The organism is Chitinimonas violaceus, assembly GCF_052601015.1.
On the sequence record NZ_JBQXDJ010000066.1, the window covers coordinates 1 to 19517 of the forward strand.

17 protein-coding genes and 1 pseudogene are annotated in these 19517 nt (G+C 53.4%); 10 read left to right on the top strand and 8 right to left on the bottom strand.

Annotated elements, in window-relative coordinates; translation table 11 throughout:
• Positions 1–115 precede the first annotated feature (115 nt).
• The 3 genes from ACUHMQ_RS17230 to ACUHMQ_RS17240 all read right to left on the bottom strand — a co-directional run bounded on the left by ACUHMQ_RS17230 (position 116) and on the right by ACUHMQ_RS17240 (position 2621).
• On the bottom strand, positions 116–1285 hold the full coding sequence (locus ACUHMQ_RS17230) for an AsmA family protein (protein WP_445296695.1): 1170 nt from the start codon (positions 1283–1285) through the stop codon (positions 116–118).
• A 286-nt stretch (positions 1286–1571) separates the two neighbouring features.
• Positions 1572–2024 carry an ElaB/YgaM/YqjD family protein gene (locus ACUHMQ_RS17235; RefSeq protein ID WP_445296696.1) on the bottom strand — a complete coding sequence of 151 codons (453 nt, stop codon included), beginning with the start codon at positions 2022–2024 and terminating at the stop codon, positions 1572–1574.
• Positions 2025–2471: 447 nt separating this feature from the next.
• The gene (locus ACUHMQ_RS17240) at positions 2472–2621 is read right to left on the bottom strand and encodes a hypothetical protein (RefSeq protein WP_445296697.1); all 150 of its coding nucleotides are present in this window, start codon (positions 2619–2621) and stop codon (positions 2472–2474) included.
• Between the two features lie 36 nt (positions 2622–2657).
• On the opposite strand from ACUHMQ_RS17240, the gene ACUHMQ_RS17245 reads away from it, so the two are divergent.
• Positions 2658–3077, top strand: coding sequence for a hypothetical protein (locus tag ACUHMQ_RS17245; protein ID WP_445296698.1), 420 nt, complete (start codon positions 2658–2660; stop codon positions 3075–3077).
• Positions 3074–3370, top strand: coding sequence for a hypothetical protein (locus ACUHMQ_RS17250; RefSeq protein ID WP_445296699.1), 297 nt, complete (start codon positions 3074–3076; stop codon positions 3368–3370). The genes ACUHMQ_RS17245 and ACUHMQ_RS17250 overlap by 4 nt, the downstream gene beginning before the upstream one ends.
• A gap of 333 nt (positions 3371–3703) precedes the next feature.
• Here the strand turns inward: ACUHMQ_RS17250 and ACUHMQ_RS17255 are convergent, their stop codons facing one another.
• Positions 3704–4660 (bottom strand): YihY/virulence factor BrkB family protein, encoded by a 957-nt coding sequence (locus ACUHMQ_RS17255; protein ID WP_445296700.1) that lies wholly within the window; start codon positions 4658–4660, stop codon positions 3704–3706.
• A gap of 238 nt (positions 4661–4898) precedes the next feature.
• On the opposite strand from ACUHMQ_RS17255, the gene ACUHMQ_RS17260 reads away from it, so the two are divergent.
• The 4 genes from ACUHMQ_RS17260 (at position 4899) to ACUHMQ_RS17275 (ending at position 8987) form a co-directional block, all read left to right on the top strand.
• Positions 4899–6044, top strand: a complete 1146-nt coding sequence (locus ACUHMQ_RS17260) for a sigma-54 interaction domain-containing protein (RefSeq protein ID WP_445296701.1) — start codon at positions 4899–4901, stop codon at positions 6042–6044.
• An 88-nt stretch (positions 6045–6132) separates the two neighbouring features.
• On the top strand, positions 6133–6765 hold the full coding sequence (locus ACUHMQ_RS17265) for a response regulator (protein WP_445296702.1): 633 nt from the start codon (positions 6133–6135) through the stop codon (positions 6763–6765).
• 420 nt (positions 6766–7185) lie between these two features.
• Positions 7186–8046, top strand: coding sequence for an SDR family oxidoreductase (locus tag ACUHMQ_RS17270; RefSeq protein WP_445296703.1), 861 nt, complete (start codon positions 7186–7188; stop codon positions 8044–8046).
• A 224-nt stretch (positions 8047–8270) separates the two neighbouring features.
• Complete coding sequence (locus tag ACUHMQ_RS17275) at positions 8271–8987, top strand: alpha/beta fold hydrolase (RefSeq protein ID WP_445296704.1); 717 nt, start codon at positions 8271–8273, stop codon at positions 8985–8987.
• Between the two features lie 14 nt (positions 8988–9001).
• On the opposite strand, the gene ACUHMQ_RS17280 is transcribed toward ACUHMQ_RS17275, so the two are convergent.
• Positions 9002–10411, bottom strand: coding sequence for a PQQ-dependent sugar dehydrogenase (locus ACUHMQ_RS17280; RefSeq protein ID WP_445296705.1), 1410 nt, complete (start codon positions 10409–10411; stop codon positions 9002–9004).
• 453 nt (positions 10412–10864) lie between these two features.
• Here ACUHMQ_RS17280 and ACUHMQ_RS17285 point away from each other — a divergent pair, with 453 nt between their 5' ends.
• The 4 genes from ACUHMQ_RS17285 to ACUHMQ_RS17300 all read left to right on the top strand — a co-directional run bounded on the left by ACUHMQ_RS17285 (position 10865) and on the right by ACUHMQ_RS17300 (position 16181).
• The gene (locus ACUHMQ_RS17285; protein ID WP_445296706.1) at positions 10865–11065 is read left to right on the top strand and encodes a hypothetical protein; all 201 of its coding nucleotides are present in this window, start codon (positions 10865–10867) and stop codon (positions 11063–11065) included.
• 11 nt (positions 11066–11076) lie between these two features.
• Positions 11077–12675, top strand: coding sequence for a hypothetical protein (locus ACUHMQ_RS17290; protein ID WP_445296707.1), 1599 nt, complete (start codon positions 11077–11079; stop codon positions 12673–12675).
• Positions 12676–12916: 241 nt separating this feature from the next.
• Positions 12917–15190, top strand: coding sequence for a hypothetical protein (locus tag ACUHMQ_RS17295; protein WP_445296708.1), 2274 nt, complete (start codon positions 12917–12919; stop codon positions 15188–15190).
• Between the two features lie 205 nt (positions 15191–15395).
• Positions 15396–16181, top strand: coding sequence for a 3-hydroxybutyrate dehydrogenase (locus tag ACUHMQ_RS17300; RefSeq protein WP_445296709.1), 786 nt, complete (start codon positions 15396–15398; stop codon positions 16179–16181).
• A gap of 345 nt (positions 16182–16526) precedes the next feature.
• Here ACUHMQ_RS17300 and ACUHMQ_RS17305 read toward each other — a convergent pair whose 3' ends face one another.
• The 3 genes and pseudogenes from ACUHMQ_RS17305 to ACUHMQ_RS17315 all read right to left on the bottom strand — a co-directional run.
• The gene (locus ACUHMQ_RS17305; RefSeq protein ID WP_445296710.1) at positions 16527–16754 is read right to left on the bottom strand and encodes a hypothetical protein; all 228 of its coding nucleotides are present in this window, start codon (positions 16752–16754) and stop codon (positions 16527–16529) included.
• 237 nt (positions 16755–16991) lie between these two features.
• A complete protein-coding gene (locus ACUHMQ_RS17310) occupies positions 16992–19136 on the bottom strand; it encodes a catalase (protein WP_445296711.1) in 2145 nt (714 codons plus the stop codon).
• A gap of 263 nt (positions 19137–19399) precedes the next feature.
• Positions 19400–19517: pseudogene (locus tag ACUHMQ_RS17315) on the bottom strand (IS5/IS1182 family transposase); the annotation flags it as partial.

Below are 19517 nucleotides of genomic sequence, written 5' to 3' on the forward strand. Positions count from 1 at the left end.
GGAAAATCCACGGGTGAGACTAGCCCGTAGAGATATAGTTATGCACAGTCGCCGGTCAAACGGCGGCAACCATCACTGGGTCAATATTCAATCGGCAGGGTGGGTCAATATTCAATCAGCGCAAACACTGCATATTGTCAACCGGCCACTTCGGCGTAATGATCTGATGGCCACGGAAACGCACGTCCATATCTGCCGCCCGGAGCTTTTCCAAGTGGAAGGGACTGTGGGGTAATAATTTGCCCGGTGGCTGTGGCGCAGCGTCGCCCTTCTGGTCCAATTCGCCAACAAAGCCCGCCAGGTCTTTCAAGTCCAGCCGACGTGATTGCAAGTCGGCATTGATATATTGCCGTTGCGGGCCTTTATCGACACTAAAGTCACCAGCCAGATCGCTACGTCCTACGCTGCCGGTAAAGCTGTTCAAACTCCAGACCGACCCCGTACGCATCAACTTACCCGCTACGCGATAGCGCGGTGTAGGTGGAAGAGGAAGGTTCAATATCGTATACAGCTCCGCCATGCTGTCGCCGCTTAGCACGAAGTCCACCGCCAAACCTGTCAGTAACATTGGGTCGGTCACTGTACCCGAGGCGTTGAACGCGGTATTACCCATCCTCCCCTGCGCTTTCAGAGGATAGGGCAGCTGACGATCGCGCAGACTCAGTAACCCACCACCATTCAAATCAATATTGGTGGAGAGCTTGCGGTAATGGCCGTTCAAGGTTGCAACAAGCGGAGTGGAGGAAGTCTCTGTCACACTAGTGGAAGCAACTCGGGCAACCAGATCTGTGCCTGCCGACTTTTCAAGATAACGAACCTGGGTACGTTGCAACTGCAACTGCCCGATTTTCAGGTCCCAATCGCTTTTTTCCTCTGATGTCTCCCCTGCCAACACCCAGTTGCCACCATGGTCTGGATGCTGCTCCAGCAATACCTCGGCACCGGTCAATGTCATCTCGGGAAGATCGATACGGTAGCGAAAAAGCGCAGGAAGACTCAGCACCATACTGAATTGCTGGGCTTGAGCCATGACCGAGGTTTCACTCCATGAGGCATTACCCAGCACCAGATCGTTCAGCACAATTCTGGGACGTAAGCCAAGCTTTACCTCCAGATCGCCATTGATTTCAACATGGCGACCGGTTGCGCGTTCAAGCTGGCTGACGACATAGGGACGCAGCACATTCCAAGGAAAGAAATACACAGCCAACACGAGGAGAACACCCACCCCGACGATGCCGACAAGCCAGCGCAACGCAGATGAGTACCGATATGTATCAGTCACTGCTTGCTCCTTTCAGGCTAATTCGTCAAACAGGGATTAGGCGTACACACTCAATGCTGGCTGGATTTCCTGTGAATTTGAAACTCCATCCACAGATCACGATCTGTTACGAGCAGCTGTCAACGGGGTAAAGTGCAGCACAGAAACCGGAATGTACGTGTTGGTACATGAGGCTGCGAACTTCTTGGTGCGAAGCACCGTAGCAGTTCGGCGTCCCCCTTGCGGGGGCTTTCGAGCAGCACATGAACCCTGATCACAGCTGCGCAGTAAGATCGTGAACAGGTTCTCAGCGGTTTCTGCTCATCAACAAGCCAACCACCGCCCCCACACCAAAGGCAACACCAACTGATTGCAGCGGACGGGTACGAACATAGTCTCTGGCGACATCGACGATATGGCTGGTCGTCTCACTGGCCTTCTCGCCAAATTCGCTCAGCTGTTCCTTGATGCCCTCCATCTTCTCGCTCAGCTGTTCCTTCGATACTTGTAGTGCCTCGGCTGACAAGGTACCACCACGGCTCAGCAATGATTCGACATCATTCACGAAAGCAGAAAGATCCTTCTGAAACTGCTCCTGTGTAACGTTGGCGCCTTCGCGCTTCGCACGGCCCTTTGCCGCAGCTTCCTGCCACCGGGTTGTACCGTTACCGGACTTGCCGCTGGACTGCTGTACACCATTGTTGGTTACAGGGTTGGCAGGCTGTTTCGCGCCACCGGAAATAGTAGGATTGGTTTCCATGATGTGCTCCGTTTAGTCAGGTAGGAAGAAAAAAGAAAAGCGTGGTAGGCACAGCTGGATCGTGAATTGGGTCCCGCTGTTACTGCCAGACTCCTTGCCTTTCTACGCATAAGGCGTGCCTGGCCTGAATCACCCGGTTTTTGGGCTTTTTCAGCATAAAACATGGCAAAGCGGTGGATGATTTACACGGCCGTTTGTAAACCCTGCTGTATTCAACTGAAATCGCACCAAGACTTTGCCAACAAAAGTACGGCACAAATCCTGCCTTTACCTGGAATGCGACCAATTCACTTCTATCGGTCACAACCATCTTCCATTTAAAAGGAGCACATCATGAAACGCCTGATCTGGATCGCCGCCCTATCCGCCCTTGTTTGCGGCGTCAAACACGCCGCAAACCGTAAGCAACAAGACCAAACCGGTTGTGAAGCAGTAAAAGCTTAAGAACTAATTCAAAGCCTGCTGCGCGTCGGCAATACGGCGTTGAGCTCTCAGAACCTGTTCACGTTTACGACTTGTCGCGGGCAGGTTCTTAACATCGATCACCGTCCCAGGTCGGGGATACACACCAGGTACGTCTTGGAATGAGAATTGCATGGCTCACGCCATCATCTTCTCATCGGAGCACGCATCATGGCTGTCACGCCCCCACTTTCTGAGCAGATGGATAACGCGGCTCCGCCGCCTGCAGACACCTTGGAAATCCTGCACATCCTGATGCAGGAAAGTGAAACCATACGCCACCAGGTCACTGCCATCTGCGAGGAATCCACCAAGCTGATTCGTGAAGAGTGCTACCTGGCAGTAGAAAGCGCCACGGTAGCCACCCGCTGGCTGGTCGTCTCCGCCATCGCAGTTGCCACCTGTTGGCTCAGCATCAATACCGCGCTGATAGCTGCAGCCATGGCTCTAGGGATGTCTTGGCTATATGCCACGCTGGCCATCAGCCTGTTGAATGCTGCACTCGCCTGGCACGCCCATACCCTGGCCAGAAGCTGTGTGAAGGACATGAGTTTCCCACGTACCCGCAGATTGATAAGAGGTAAACCATGAGACTGCGCCACCGTCGAGAGCGTTGTGACCAATTGGCAGCACGTATCGTATTACGCAAAGCCGTCGTCCATCAGTCCTGGGCGAACTGCCGCCAACGTCTGGAAGAATTGTTGACCAGCTACCCCTTGGCCATCGCCATCGGCGCAGCAGCTGGCACCTTACTGGTCACACGGCCGCGCAAATTCTTCAAGCTGATGGCGGGCTGGCCCATGCTCCGTAAGATAGTGGAGGACATGTGGCAGGCTTCGCGCGCGGCGCCGTTGCCCAGTAATGGGCAGGTGTCAAAGTCCTAGTCCTAAGAACCTATTCACGATCTTACTGCGCAGCTGTGATCGGGGCTTATGTGCTACTCGAAATCCTCTTGTACTTATGTACTTAAGTACATTCCGGTTTCTGCGCTGCTCTGCACCCCGCTGACAGCTGCTCACGACAGATCTTGAACAGGTTTTCTAAGAACCAGTTCAAAGTCTGCTGCGCGTCAGCGATACCGCGTTGAAAACACCCTCGGAATGCTCATTGATCACTTGTAGACTCTGCTTCCTTGGGTGTTTTCGCCTTGTCACGCCCTGGCTTGCGAGACTTTGAACAGGTTAGTTGCTAACGTATCTGCCTTTCAGCAGTAGCAATCAGATGTGAAGTGAGGGAGCCGCTTGTGCTAGATGCACTGCTTCCTCCTCACTTTCGTTGATAGCCCGCTGTTGAGCCATTGCCCGGGACAGCTCCGCGCCATAGAGAAAGACCTGAGCCGAGTAGTACATCCAAAGCAGAATAAGCACCAATGTACCCGCTGACCCATAGGATGACGCAAGCGCGGTCGTACCCAGGTACATGGCGATCAACCCCTTCCCCAGCATGTACAAGCACACGGTAAGAAATGCCCCGCGCCATACGTCCTTCCATGCCACAGGGCATGCCGGCAACAGCTTGAAGATTGCTGCAAACAACAAGGTCACAATCAGGGTGGTCACGAGATTACTGATAAGGCTCAGGACCGTAACCGACATCCCAAACCATTGCCCGTAGCGGCTTTCAACCGCCGCAATCACAGTGGATAGCAACAAGGAAACCAGCAGGATAAACCCGACGCTGAGCACAATGCCAAATGACAGCAGGCGGCTGCGTATCAGTGCAAAGATGCCTTGTTGCTGGTTCTTTGGCGCATCCCATATCACATCAAGGCTGCTTTTGAGTTCGGTGAAAACCGTGGTTGCAGCAAAAAGACTGGTCGCAACAGCCAGTATGGTCTGCCATGTCGCTCTGTCAGGCTGGTTGGCGCCTTGAATGACGAGGCTGACAGCGCTGGCTGCCTGCTGGCCCAGCAGAGCCTGCACTTGGGCCAGCAATCCCGCCTGTGCGGCTGCATCGCCATAAAAGGAGCCTGCGATAGCGATCGCGATAACCAGCACCGGCCCCATTGAGAACAAAGTGTAAAAGGCGATGGCCGCCCCATGGTCGAAGCCCGATGCTCGCCCCACGATACGGCAGCCCGTAGAAACAAACGTAAAGGCCGGTATATCCATAACGGCAATGTACTGAAGGTTGGCATGACGGCCCCAAGTAGAAGTACGAGATGCGCCAGCCATGCAAATACCGGGCCTCTCCGGCGGTTTGTGGTGCCCCACCTTTCATTCGTCTCTTCCCCTGTTCCTACCTCTAAATTCGGCTTTGTAGGAAAACGCCTACTTTCGAATGCGTCCTTGCTCAATTGACCTACAAACTCAGAAGACTAGGATGTGATCCATAAGAACCTTAACAACCCCCCCTCACTGTACCGAGCAGTTTTGCTCAGCGATCAGAGAGACAAGGAAAAGGAGTTAGCGAATGTTTGAATCCATCCGTCACGAATCGAGCAACCCATCGATTCCTACACTTTTTTCTTACGCTCGCACATACGACCGGTCACCAGCAAGGTCTACATGCACAGATCTGGACGATGAGGACACGGACCAGAAGTTTGGCCGCCTGTATGGCTCTTCCGCCGCGATGGAAGAGGTCTTCCATATGATCGAACGTGTTGCGCCCAGCGACGTCTCCGTCTTAGTCATTGGGGAAAGCGGTTGCGGCAAGGAATTGATCGCACAGACCATCCACGAGATGAGTGCCTGTGCAGACGAGCCTTTCATTGCAATCAACTGCGGTGCGTTGCCTGCAACCCTTATTGAATCCGAGTTGTTCGGCTACGAAAAGGGTGCGTTTACCGGTGCGCAGAAGATGCATCAGGGCTTCTTCGAACGCGCCCAAGGCGGCACCTTGTTTCTGGATGAAATCACAGAAATGCCGATCGACCTGCAAGTACGCCTCTTACGCGTACTGGAAACGGGTCGTCTGGTCCGCGTAGGTGGCGACAAGGAAATCGAGTGCAACGTCCGTGTGCTGGCGGCAACCAACCGCGAGCCGCTGGAGGCTGTGCGTGATGGTCGTCTGCGTCAGGATTTACTGTACCGCCTGGCCGTCTTCCCTATCGTGTTGCCCCCATTGCGCGACCGCGATGACGACGTCGTCCTTTTGGCGCAACGCTTTCTGAAAGAGCGCAACGCGCAATACAAGACCAATAAATATTTTGCCGAAGGGGTAGAGGAAAAACTACGCCAGCACGATTGGCCGGGGAATGTCCGTGAGTTGAAGAACTGTATTCACCGTGCCTACATCATGGCCGACAAAGTGGTCGATATCGATACCTTGGCGCCGCTGAAAGTGAGTGATCGTGCTGGATCACGCAATATGATGGAATTCGAGATCGGTACCCCATTGGAAGAAGTGGAAAGACAGCTTATCTTCGCAACGCTTGATCGCTTTCAGGGCAACAAACGGCGTGTGGCCAAAGCATTGGGAGTGAGTCTGAAGACTATCTACAATCGCCTGAATGGTTACTCCAATGGCAAAGAAGATGCAGACGACTTGGATGAGGATGATGACCGTGCTGGAAGTAGCAGTACCGCAGTGTCCGGATCCTATTACCTTGCCTAGTTGAGTGAGAAATGTAGTAATAGAAATGGAACGGGCAGGCCGGATAACTCTGGGCCTGCTTATCCATTCCTAATGGGGGTTTTTTTCGATGATCAGGATATTGATCGCAGATGATCATGCGGTTGTATGTGCGGGCCTAAAGCTTTTTTTGGCGGAGGACCCGGAAATGCAGGTGGTCAGCATCGCCACCACGGGGGCAGATGCAGTGCAATGTGTGCGTGACCAGGAAATAGATGTCGTTCTGCTTGATATCGCGATGCCGGAAAAAAATGGCGTCGACGCACTCCGGCAGATCAAAGCACTTAGGCCCGAACTCCCAGTATTGATGCTCAGTGGTTATCCTGAAACGCAGTACGCGATCAACCTCATCAAAGCCGGCGCCAGTGGTTACCTCAACAAGGAATGCATACCCGAGCAGCTGCTGAATGCAGTCAGGGCTCTCGCGGCAGGGAAGCGTTACGTCAGTGAAACCATCGCGCAAAAGTTGATCGAACAGATTGGCACCCCCGTCGTCGAGACCCCGCACGAGATATTGTCGCAACGCGAATTCCAGATTCTGTGCCAGCTTGCCATCGGCGAATCCATATCCGCCATTGCCAATTCACTATGCCTTAGCGTCAAAACAGTCAGCACTTACCGCAGCCGTTTGTTCGAGAAAATGAATTTTGCGAGCAATGCCGACGCTACGGCCTACGCTTTGAAAAACAAACTGATCGATTGACACCTCGGGCCTTATCAACCCTTCCCTGCCCGCTGCCACAAGCCATTTCCACCTTTTCCTCTACATTACCTTGTAGAAGTTACACTGGCAGTTGCACGCCTTGGAACCTGTTCATGATCTTACTGCGCAGCTGTGATCAGGGCTTATGTGCTGCTCGAAAGCCCCGCAAAAGGGATGCCGAACTGTTACGGTGCTTCGCACCACGCAGTTCGCAGCCTCATGTACTCAGTGACAGATCGTAAGGAGGGCCCGCTGACAGCGCAGCGGGCTTAAGCGACTTCTTACTTGGTAGATGTTGTGTATCCCGCCAACCTCGCTGCCCTTTCCCTAGCAAGTACCAACACATCCCGGGCATAAGGCTTGCCAAACCTCTATGTATCTCTTTGCCTTTTGGCATACCAGACTAAAGAGGAATGGATCATGGAATTGCAAACAGCCCTTCGCCCTCCGCAGCACCAGCATCAACAACCTGGTATCGAAGCCGTCATGGAACCACCGCCAAAGTCTGAAATGGAGGGGTATCAAGGCAGCGGTAAGTTGAAGAATCAGGTCGCCATCATTACGGGCGGTGACAGTGGTATCGGCCGCGCCGTCGCCATTGCCTATGCCAAGGAAGGCGCAGATGTCGTCATCGTTTATCTGGATGAAGATGTGGACGCCACCAAGACCCGTGATCTGGTGGAACAGACGGGCAAGCACTGCCTATTGCTCAAAGGCGACATCGGCGATGAAACGTTCTGCAAAGAGATTGTAAAGAAGACACTCGAGAAGCACGACCGGCTGGACATCCTCGTGAACAATGCAGGGGAGCAGCATCCTCAATCGTCGTTCAGTGATGTCACCAAAGAGCAGCTGGAACAGACCTTCCGCACCAATGTCTTCCCGATGTTTTATCTATCCCGCGCTGCCATGCCCTACCTGAAAGGCGGGGGCAGGATCATCAACACCACGTCGGTAACAGCCTATCGGGGCCATGAGAAGCTGGTGGACTACTCCGCCAGCAAGGGCGCAGTGGTGTCCTTTACCCGGTCGCTCGCCAAGGCGCTGATCAAAGACGAAATACGCGTCAACGCCGTCGCCCCGGGCCCAGTCTGGACGCCACTGATACCCGCCTCCTTTACGGCAGAAGAAGTCGCCCGCTTCGGCAGCAACTCACCGATGCACCGCGCCGGCCAACCCGACGAGATTGCCCCTGCCTATGTGTTTTTGGCATCGACCGATTCATCATTTATCGCAGGCCAAGTACTGCACCCTAATGGTGGCGAACCGGTGAATGGTTGATTTACGTATGCATGGACGTGGTGCAAAGAGGTGGTGTACTAGCTGTCAGCGGGGTAAAGCACAGCGCAGAAACTGGAATGTACTTAAGCACATGAGGGCTTCCCGGCAGCACATAAGACCTGATCACAGCTGTACAGTAAGATCGTAAGCGTTCAGATTTGGCACACATGCCGGGCGAGTGGTACGCAGCATCCAATAAAACATAATTAGTAGGAGGCTTACCCATGACTACCCTGAAACATCCTCATCTTCTGTTGTTACCCGGGCTACTGAATGACGGGCGCTTATGGCAACACCAGATCAACGCGCTGTCTGACACCGCTTACGCTTCAGTAGCCGACCTCACAGTAGCCGACACGATTGCCGAGCTTGCGACTGCTGCATTGTCCCAAATGCGGGCAGACCACTTCGCGCTCGCTGGGCTTTCCATGGGTGGTTATGTTGCGCTCGAAATCATGCGGCAAGCGCCTGAACGCGTCTCTGCGCTGGCACTGCTCGATACTTCTGCACGGCCAGATACACAGGAAGCGACCCAGAATCGCAAGAAATTGATGCAGCAGGCTGAAACCAACTTCCCAAGCGTGATTGATGCCCTACTACCCAAGCTGGTGCATACCTCCCAAATGCATAACACCGCCCTGCTGGAGCAGATTACCGCCATGGCCTTGAGTGTGGGGAAGGATGCCTTCCTGCGTCAGCAACGCGCCATTATGGGGCGTATCGACAGTCTACCGTCTCTATCCACAATCACCTGTCCCACACTGGTCCTATGCGGTCGTGAAGATGTCATCACACCAGTCGAGGTGCATCGAGAATTGGTCGGCGGCATTCCAGATTCGAAACTGGTGGTCGTGGAAAAATGCGGCCATCTTTCAACATTGGGACAGCCGCAGGATGTGACGAATGCGCTGAAGCAGTGGCTCCAAGACGCACATCAGTAGTACTTAAGCCCTGCTCATGGCTGCTTGCTGGTGGCTGTGGTGGCTGTGGTGGCTGAGGAAGCCGACGCAGTTACTTTGTCGTGACTGCTGATCCGCCAGATCACATTGCCCACGTCGTCGGCCACCAGGAGTGCGCCTTGCTTGTCCAGCTCTACACCTACCGGCCGGCCATAGGCTTTACCTTCCGGGCTGAGGAAGCCAGTCAGCACATCCAATGGCGGCTTCTTGCTCGGCATGCCATTCTCGAACGGTACGAAGATCACCTTGTAACCGCTATGTGGCCGCCGGTTCCACGACCCATGCTGCCCAATGAACATGCCATTCGCGAAACGCGTAGGCAAGGTCGTACCTGTTGAATACGATAGCCCCAGGGAGGCGGTATGCGCCCCCAGCGCGTAATCTGGGGCAATCGCCTTTGCCACCAGTTCCGGTCGTTGCGGTTTGACGCGCTCGTCGACATGCTGGCCCCAGTAACTGTAGGGCCAGCCGTAGAAGCCACCATCGCGTACTGAAGTCATATAGTCGGGCACAAGGTCATTGCCAATTTCATCGCGCTCGTTCACCACCGTCCATAGCGCACCGGTCTTGGGTTCCCATGCCATCCCGTTCGGGTTACGCAAACCCGATGCGAAAATCCGGTGGGTGCCGCGCTGCCTGTCGATCTCCCAAATGGCTGCCCGCCCCTCTTCCACCTCCATGCCGCGCTCAGCCACATTGCTGTTTGAACCCACCGTTACATAGAGCTTGGACCCATCGGTGCTTGCGATCAGGTTCTTGGTCCAGTGATGGTTGAGCTCGCCCGCAGGCAGCGGCACCACAGTCGTACCACGTACTTTGATTTGCGTATCGCCCGTGGTGTAAGGAAAGCGCACTACCGCATCCGAATTAGCCACATACAGATCATTGCCCACCAGGGCCATGCCAAATGGCGAATACAAGCCTTCCAGGAAGGTCGAACGCAAGTCCGCCACACCATCGCCATTGGTATCCCGGAACAGGGTGATCCGATTTGCGCTGGCCACGCCCGCACCGGCACGTTTCATCACAACGCGCATCGCCCACTCCTTGATTCCCCCCTTGGGCTTGGACGGCGCATTGCTTTCCGCGACCAGCACATCACCATTGGGCAGTACATGCATCCACCGGGGGTGATCCAGCCCACTGGCAAACGCAACCACATCCGTCCCCTCGGTCGGCTGTGGCTTCAACCCCTGCGGCCAGCCTATTGCCGGAGCAACATTCACAGTGGGAATCAAGGGAGTTTGCGGAGCAGGTAAGGTGGGGTCCTTACCAATACTTGCTGAGATAGGCAGTTTGGGGCCGTTATCGCACGCTGCAAGCAATAAGACCGCTGCGGCAATCAAACCGCGGCTGCCCAGCTGCCGTTTTGGATGAGACTCAGATGGCGCATAAGTTGTCATCATCAGCCTACCCTCTGAGATACGACAGAAGTGTTAATTGACAGCCAAATAGCTGCCAAAAGGGTGTCCAAGCCCATGATTTCCTCCGAAGACGTTATATGTATCCCATTCACTGCCGCCGAATGGTTGGAACAGGCCGTGATGCGGCCGTCCTGACTCCAGTAAACCCCTTACCCATTCCTTTAACCGCACAACGAAAATACAGCTCGCGGTAAAAATTACTGCCTAGCGCCAGCAACCCATTGATCGGAAGTGGCCCAGCCTTTCCTCCATTTGGGGGATGTGAGCAACCGCAGGTTCACTTAAACAAGCTACTCATGTGCACCTTCCAAAGGTAGGGCGACTTGGCTTCCCTATGCCAAAACCCAACCGGGCGATGTGATGCGCGCTGCGGCAACTCGCGCACGCCTCAGATAAGCAAAGTTGCCGAATTGACCCGTTGATGAGGAGCCTGCCATGAAAGAGACCAAACCCGTAAAAACTGAAATCGTCTTCACCACTAAAGAAAAAGGTGGCGATGAAATTCGCCTTAGCGGCATATCCAGCGACATATTGTCCCGCCCAGAACAAATCAAGAAAGTAATGGAGGTCTTGAAATTGCCTGAAGGCGCCATCGCTCGCATTTTGCATACAACCGAAGATGTAATTGTTCGCTGAGGACTACTTCGATGCTCCCCATCAATGGTTATTTACGCGACTCAGTCTCGATTAACTGGCTTCCATCCAGTGTTGAATTGATCTACTCGGTGTGGAGCATCGAACTTCCGCTTCGCCATTTCATCCCAAGCAAAAAGCTGTCTGCTTTTTTCCGACGGGAAATTCCCTCTTCCGAATTGGCGGACGAACATGAGCAGATTCAGAATCTGATTTCAGTGTTGTCTCATCAAGGCTGCCTGATACCTGAAAAAGCTAAAAAGCACTATTCACTGCAGGAAGTAAAAGCACTTTATATTTCGTTTTGTAATGAATTCTATGGTCGTTACTATGCCCATCCGCTTTGGGAGGTCATGAGAGACGACAACATCCCCAATTCGGTTATTCGGCAATGGATATCGCGGACCTATTTTCTATCGCGCTTTGCCGGCGTCACTGCGGCAACAGCAAGCCGAAATGGACCCACCACAGAGGTCAGGTCTGCCTTCCTGAAAAGTGCAATAGAAGAGTATTCCCATTGCGAAGATTATTACTTGCCGCCCAAGGCGCTTTACCCTGCCGAGTTAGGATATACATCGGGCATTGCGCCCGCAGCAAGCTTTATTGCGTTTGACCAGCAAATGTTGCATATCGCCCAACAGGACTGGCTGGCGCATCTGTTTGTCGCCCTGATTCAGGAACGGACCGCCCAGTTCAAAGAAGTCGCCAATCAGTTGTATGAAAGAGTCGAACAGCAACTCGATATGCCTGCATTGTTTGATGGCTGGCGTACCCATATTTCCTTTGACGAGGACAACGCGCACGCGAACGACCTGGACGAACTGTTCGACCAGAAACTGCGTATTCCGGTTGATCGCCTGCAAAAATCGTTCGATGAGGCGAGCCTCACCGTCGAACTGCTGACTGATGGGCTCGATGAAGTACGTAGGCTTGGCGAAAGAAGCATCAACCCGCGTGCGAACACAAGCTCCCTCGCAGTCCGGCCCCATCATATCCAGGGCATCAAGTGTCTTTCGGGGATTTCGGAATACACCTTCAAGGCCGGCTCCTTGAATGAATTGACGCTGGAATTGACAGCACTGATCGCCAAAACACCGCAAGGTGCCACCTTCTTAAGCAATGCTGCGGACTTTTTGTTTTCCGAAATAGAAACTTCTATTACCGAACATTTGACTGCATGCATTGAGCATTGCAATACCCATTCGGCCATCATCTATCTTGGCAATGTCCTTGCAGCAGCTTCCAAATCCAATTTAAAACCAGCTACAAAAGCAATCCAAATGCGCAAAGCTGGGCGCATCATCCGCAATTACCTTTCCAATCAGGCGAGAAACCCTACTCAATTCGCCTTTACCTTGTTGTTGTGCCTGCGGTTAATAGACGCAGGGTTAAGTATCGCCACCCGCTCAAATAATCTAAGCCGCCTGCATTCGTTGACCAGAATGCTGGAAATTGCTGTAGTTGAACTTGGAAAAGAACAAGCCGTCGTTCCTGGCCTTAACGATGCCCTTTTTACGTTGACGCTGATAGAGCTCGCTTACGAGAAAAGAACTGCTGAGTGCCCTGTATTCCCGCTTGCGAAGGAATATCGACATCAAGGGGCAGTGCATTAGGTCAGTAAGCTCAACTATGCCTGTTGCTGTAAACGTATAAGCCAAAGCAGCAGGCGTTCTTTTCATAAGAAATATTTAATTCTTTTCTTATTTAAAGTATCAGTCGTACCTAACGTGGCTATAAGAATACAATTCTGCTACCCTCGCGCCGCGCAATAAAACCATTGCGTATCTGTTTTTCAAATGACCGATCCGGTCTTCTACATCTTCGAAAAATAATCACGCTTCAACGGGTTCATACATGCAATCTGCACGACTTAATACTCTCGCGCTGTCTATCATTGCGTCTTTCACATCGCTATGCGCCACCGCAGGACCTATATGGCCACGTACTCAATTACAAAAAGCGATCGAAATCAATGGCTATACACCTACCGGCATATCAGGTTGGGCTTGTTTTAACGATGCCGACCCTGCCGCCCATAATAAGACGGGCTTATCCAACGAAGCACTAATCCTGCGTCTGAAAGCGGGCCCATTGAATGGCACCCTTAAAGATGCTGTTGCAATTGACCAGACCACGACCGGCCTATACCGCCCAGAGATAATGACGGCTGCTGAAACCCGGTGCAGTCGCCAGAATCCATTCAGTGGGTTTCGCTTTACCCAGTTCCCAACCAATTACGCCGATACACCACAGAAATACTATGTGGTGGAGGTAGATCGTCGAACCGGTATCGAAACCGAACTTTCCGGTACCAGTTCCACTAGCGGCTTTCAATTCCCAAATAGTGCAGCCGACGCCATCAACAATTGGGACGGTTGGGTCGATGATTTCTCCATCACCAGCCGCACACAAGATAACGTGAACCTGAACGTCAACGGCTGGGCTTGCAACAAACTAGGTGGCGCGCCTACCTACCTCCACATTCTGGATGGCGAGAAGAACCGCATTCTGGACATTGAATTCACGCCAACACCGCGTAGTCCTCAACCCGGTATCTCAGTCAATCTGACCTCCCGGCCCGATGTGCCATGCCAAGCTGTTGCTGGCGGCAAGATGTATGGTTTCAATATCAACATGTCGCTCAACAGCGCATCCTACAAAAAACTGTATGACGGCATGTGGAAAGACCTGCACTTTTATATGTCATCGGTAGCAGACCTGAACAGGCCCGAAACCAGCCACTGGCGCCCATTGAAAGTCAAAAATACGCCGCAGGTTTATTTTGGCCGCAATAACAAGACCGCGCTGAAGATGGGCCATCTGGTTGCACCACGCTACGACAATATGGCGACATTTAACGAAGACCTGACCCAGATGTTCGGCTCTTTGGATGGCCGCCAGACAGGCACCCTGCAAAACGGCACCAACCTGAACCTGCTGATGGCGTCCAGCATTGTGAACGGCGTTGCAGCCGGTACACCGGGTTACCCCGCCAAGTTGGCGGAATTTCACTCGGAATACTTAAAGTACGCGCGCAAGCATGGTTTCAAGGCTGCGGTCATCGTTGGACCATTGCTGTTCAGAAATGCGTCGTTCACCACCCGGGAAGGGAGTGTCGAAACCTCCCCAGTCCCACGCCCACGTGACGAATGGCGTAACAATTGGTTTGAGTACACAGGAAAGCTATTGGCTTTAACCGAAGGCCTCGACCGTGATGTACTCGAATACTTCTACCCGGTTGACGAAATCTTCTGGTCCAGCCATACGCAGTATTTCTTTGGTCACCCCGCTCGGCCAGCAGCACAGTGGGAAAAGGAAAAAGAGACGATCGATGGCCAAATAGTCGAGCTAATCACTGAGTTGCGTGGCATGGTCGGCGACAAGAAACTCTTTACTTCCATTGCCGGCACTAACTACACCAGCCACGACCCGCTTTCAGACAAACAGTGGGAAATGATTGCCGGCAACTTTGATCTGGTTACAACCGGTGCCTATCCGATTACCAATCAGGTCGAAGGGTTTAACCCAATCGATTGCGTAGGTACGACTACTGGCGAGTTCATCACGAACGAGAACATCCCCAATAAGATTGGAAAGTGCTACATCGACAAGATGCGGACCAAACTGGAAGATGCGCGTAACAGACTCATCCAGGCTGGCAATGCAAACGTTCGGGATACGAAGATTCTGGCGCTGACACAGGGTTATTTGCCGTGTACCAGCGGCAGCAATCCGGAGGCCTGTTTTGCAGACCCCAGGAACGTCAAGAACATCAAGCTGAGCCCCTATGCTGTAGAAGAAGACATCCGCAGAATGGCGCGCTTCAATACGCAGATGTACAAGTATGTCAATCAGGATGCTTCCGGCAAACTGGTTGGGTTGGCTAACTTCGTCTACCAGGTAGCCAAACCTAACCCGGATATGACCGATGCTTCGCGCATGCTGTCGACGCGGGAGATAGACCTGTTCCTGGAGAAAGCTGGCATCAATGCCAATTCCACGCAACGCCCAACCGATTTCTTCAACGCGATGGGGCAATGTGCGAAAGATGGCAATAAAGCAGGTTACATGGATTGGAGCGGCAAATTCTCGTGCCACAACACGAGTAGCATGATGAAACGCCGCTAAGCAGCGCATTTAGCATCAAAAAGGAGAGGCCTGTTGGCCTCTTCTTTTTTTTACCGACCGGCATGCCCTATGCTTTCAGAACCCGCTCACGATCTGGCTTCGCCGCGGTGATCGGGGCTCACGGCCTGCTGACAGCCACTCGCGACAGGTCTTGAACAGACTCTCAGAACCCGCAGTCAGACAAAAAACTAAGGAGGAACAAGCCATGGCACGACTTGCAGGGAAGGTAGCGTTCATCACCGGCGCAGGCAGCGGCATAGGTAAGGAAATTGCCTTGGCGTTTGCCCGGGAAGGTGCAAAGGTCGTTGTTGCCGACCTGAACAAAGAAGCCGCAGATGCGACTGCCGCCGAGATTGAAAAAACCGGTGTCAAAGCCATCGGCGTAAAAGTGGACGTGACCAGCGAAGCCCAGGTGGATGCCGCCGTTCAAACCGCCGTCTCGGCGATGGGCAATATCGATATTCTCATTAGCAACGCCGGCATCCAGATCGTCCACCCCATCCAAGAATTCAGCTTTGACGACTGGAAGAAGATGCTGGCCATCCACCTTGATGGCGCCTTCCTTACCACCCGTGCTTGTGTGAAGCAGATGATTGCCAGCAAAAAAGGCGGCAGCATCATCTACATGGGTTCGGTGCATTCCAAAGAAGCATCGCTGCTCAAAGCCCCCTATGTCACCGCAAAGCACGGGCTGATCGGCCTTGCCAAGACCGTGGCCAAGGAAGGCGCTGCGCATAACATCCGCGCCAATGTCATCTGCCCGGGCTTTGTGCGTACGCCACTGGTGGACAAGCAGATTCCGGAGCAGGCGAAAACTCTGGGTATGAGCGAAGAGGACGTCATCAAACGCGTGATGCTGAAGGAAACCGTGGATGGGGAATTCACGACCACGGAAGACGTTGCTGAAGTGGCGTTGATGTTCGCCTCATTCCCCACCAATGCGCTTACCGGCCAGTCGCTGGTGGTAAGCCATGGATGGTGTATGCAGTAAGAGTCTGCTGCGCGTCAGCAATACGGCGTTAAAAACACCCTCGGAATGCGCATTTACCACGCGTAAACTCCGCTTCCTCGGGTGTTTTCGCCTTGTCTTGCTATAGCTCGCAGGACTTTAAATAGGTTCTTTGAGCGTGCTTACGATCTTACTGCGCAGCTGTGATCAAGGCTTATGTGCTGCTCGAAAGCCCCCACAAGGCGGACACCGAACTGCTACGGTGCTATCGCACCAAGAAGTTCACTGCCTCATTTACCCGAGTACATTCCGGTTTCTGCGCTGCTCTACGCCCTACTGACTGCTGCTCGGAACAGATCGTTAACAGGTTCCAAGCTGTCCCTCGCCTCATAAAATCCGGCCAATCAGAATCGAAGTGCCTCGGATATGAAATTGGTTACTGGTCAGCTGCACCAAGGTCTGGCCGTTTTCCAACTCATAACGCACGCCAGCCTTCCTCTTGCGTATTACATCGCCAATCGGGGCGAAGCTGATTGTCGTGGTGATTTCAATCACCGTATAGCAATTGCCACACGCATCCCTGGCCGTAAACCGGTCGGTTACTTCATCTTCCACTTTGGTCTCTCCTTGCGGTTGACTTTTGTAAAGTTCAAGTAAGGTAAGACCTATATGGGACCAAGTACGGCGTGAAAAAAGAGGGGTTGGTATTTTTTCTGTAAATGGAGAAATTTGGACTGCCGGGGCTTGTTAATCAGGCGAAATACCCCAGAAACACTACATTCAAGACCGACACTTAAGCTTCAGAAGCACCCATCGTATAGCAGCTGCTCTGCAGACTTTGCAGACCATCACCTACAACTCGCGGCTCCAATGCCGATGCTGTGCAATCGCAGCGATGAATGCTTCTGCCACGGCACTCGTCGCAGCACCACGTTCCAGTATTACGCCCTCCGCGGCTCCGCCCACCGTACCCTTAATAGCGGGGCATGCTGTCTCGATCAGCACACAGCCATCCCCCGTGGCGACGAGGGTCTTACAATGCCTGTATGCCTCCAGCAGGAAGTACTGCGCCTCGGGTTCCTTCAGCAGCGCTGCCAAACTATCGGCGCCGCCAGGAACGTAAACCGCATCGAACAACGCGGAACTGCTGCTCAAAAAGCTTTGGTCAACATCGATCTTCCTACCAAGACTCCCTATCAGCGATCCACCACGCGGTGCAAGCACCTTGCTGCGCGCACCTGCAGCAGCCAATGCTTGCTGGACCAAATCGAGCGCCACCTCGTCCACACCATCCGCCGCCAATATCGCAACTTGGCGTGTCTTGATACCGCTGGCGGCAGGCTGATTCGCCATACTCAGCGCAGGTGATGGCTCAATAGCAAGATTGACAAGATGAGGCTGGAAATCTGCCGGGTCGGCGTCCGCCGGTACACTCAAATTCAACGGCAGTGGCATATGGGTAGGCACCCCGATACCGAGCCCAACCGCCACCCTTGCTGCGAGCGCCTTATCGACCTGAGCCAACATACCCAGCATGCGTTCACGCACACTGGCAACGGTGAGTTTGCCGAGCTCGAACTGCAACGCTTTGACGATGTGTCGCTGTTCCCAGTCTGCCTGGCTGTGAAAAAACATGGCTGCCTGGCTGAAGTGGTCGAAGAATTTTTCGCTTTTCCCTCGTACCTTCTGAGCGAGGATCGGCTCTGCCTGCGTAACGAACCCACCCGCCTCTCTTCCAGCCTGCATGGGGCATCCACCACCCAACGTATTGGGGGAGTAGCTGACGCGCCCTTTGTTAATGCCCTGGCGCATGTAGCCATCCCGCTGGAGGTTGTGCAGCGGCGCGATTGGACGATTAATGGGGATCTCGTGGGAATTGGGACCACCCAGGCGGATCAACTGGGTATCGGTATAGGAGAACAAGCGGCCCTGAAGTAGCGGGTCGTTTGTAAGGTCTATCCCCGGTACGACATTGCCGACGTGGTAGGCAACCTGTTCGGTTTCAGCAAAGAAGTTATCGGGGTTACGATCCAGCACCATCTTGCCGATACGTTGTACCGGCACCAGCTCTTCGGGAATCAGCTTGGTCGGGTCGAGCAAATCGAAGTCGAATTGCTGTTCGTCTTCCGGCTCAACAACCTGTACACCAAGCTCCCATTCGGGGAAATCGCCCGCTTCAATCGCCTCCCATAGATCTCGCCGGTGAAAGTCTGGGTCTTGTCCCGACAATGTCTGTGCTTCATTCCAACCTACCGAGTACACACCTTGCAAGGGCTTCCAATGGAATTTCACAAAGCGTGAGCGGCCTTCGCTGTTGACGAACCGGAAGGTATGCACACCAAAGCCTTCCATCATCCGCAGCGAGCGCGGCAAAGCCCGGTCGGACATCACCCACATGATCATGTGCATGGATTCAGGCATCAGCGAAATAAAGTCCCAAAACGTATCGTGGGCCGATGCAGCCTGAGGAATCTCGTTATGCGGCTCGGGTTTCACTGCATGGATCAGGTCAGGAAACTTGATCGCGTCCTGGATGAAAAACACCGGCATATTGTTGCCGACCAAGTCGTAATTACCTTCCTGCGTGTAGAACTTCACTGCGAAACCCCGTACATCACGCGCCATGTCGGACGAACCACGCGAGCCAGCTACCGTCGAAAAGCGCGTAAACACTGGCGTTTTCACAGCTGGGTCCTGCAAGAACGCCGCACTGGTCAAGTGTGCCTGGGATTCGTACACCTGAAAGTAACCATGTGCTGCTGCGCCACGGGCATGGACCACACGTTCTGGTATGCGTTCGTGATCGAAATGGGTGATTTTCTCCCGCAGGATGAAGTCTTCCAGCAACGTGGGACCACGATCTCCAGCCTTGAGCGAATGCTGGTCGTCGTTGATTCGCACACCCTGGTCAGTTGTCAGCAAGGTATCGGTCGCCACTTCGCGGAATGAGGCCAAGTCGGCGTCCTTGGCGTCGCCATCTAGGTTGTTCTTGCTCATTATTGCCGCCCTCGACAAGGCAGGCGTGTGCCTGCAAGTTGGTACGGAGACCTGCTCCTGGGCAGGTAAGAAGGGTTGAAGGCAACGTATGTCGTCCAGACGTTAACCCCCATATTTAACTGAGGCAAACGTCATACCTGGCCAACAGACAGCGCCGAATACAAGCCAACTCTCACCATGTACTTCAGGACGAGGATGTACAGCAATGGCACAGGACACCTTCGTTCCCAGAACTTGCGGCACCAGATTTGCTAAGAACCTGTTCAAAGTCTCCGCAGAAGAAGAGTCAGAAAGGCAAACTGAATGAATTGCAAGCTGGTGTCGAGCTTGCGTTCACAGTTCTTCCACAATCGACGGCACTTCTCCAACCACGCAAAAGAA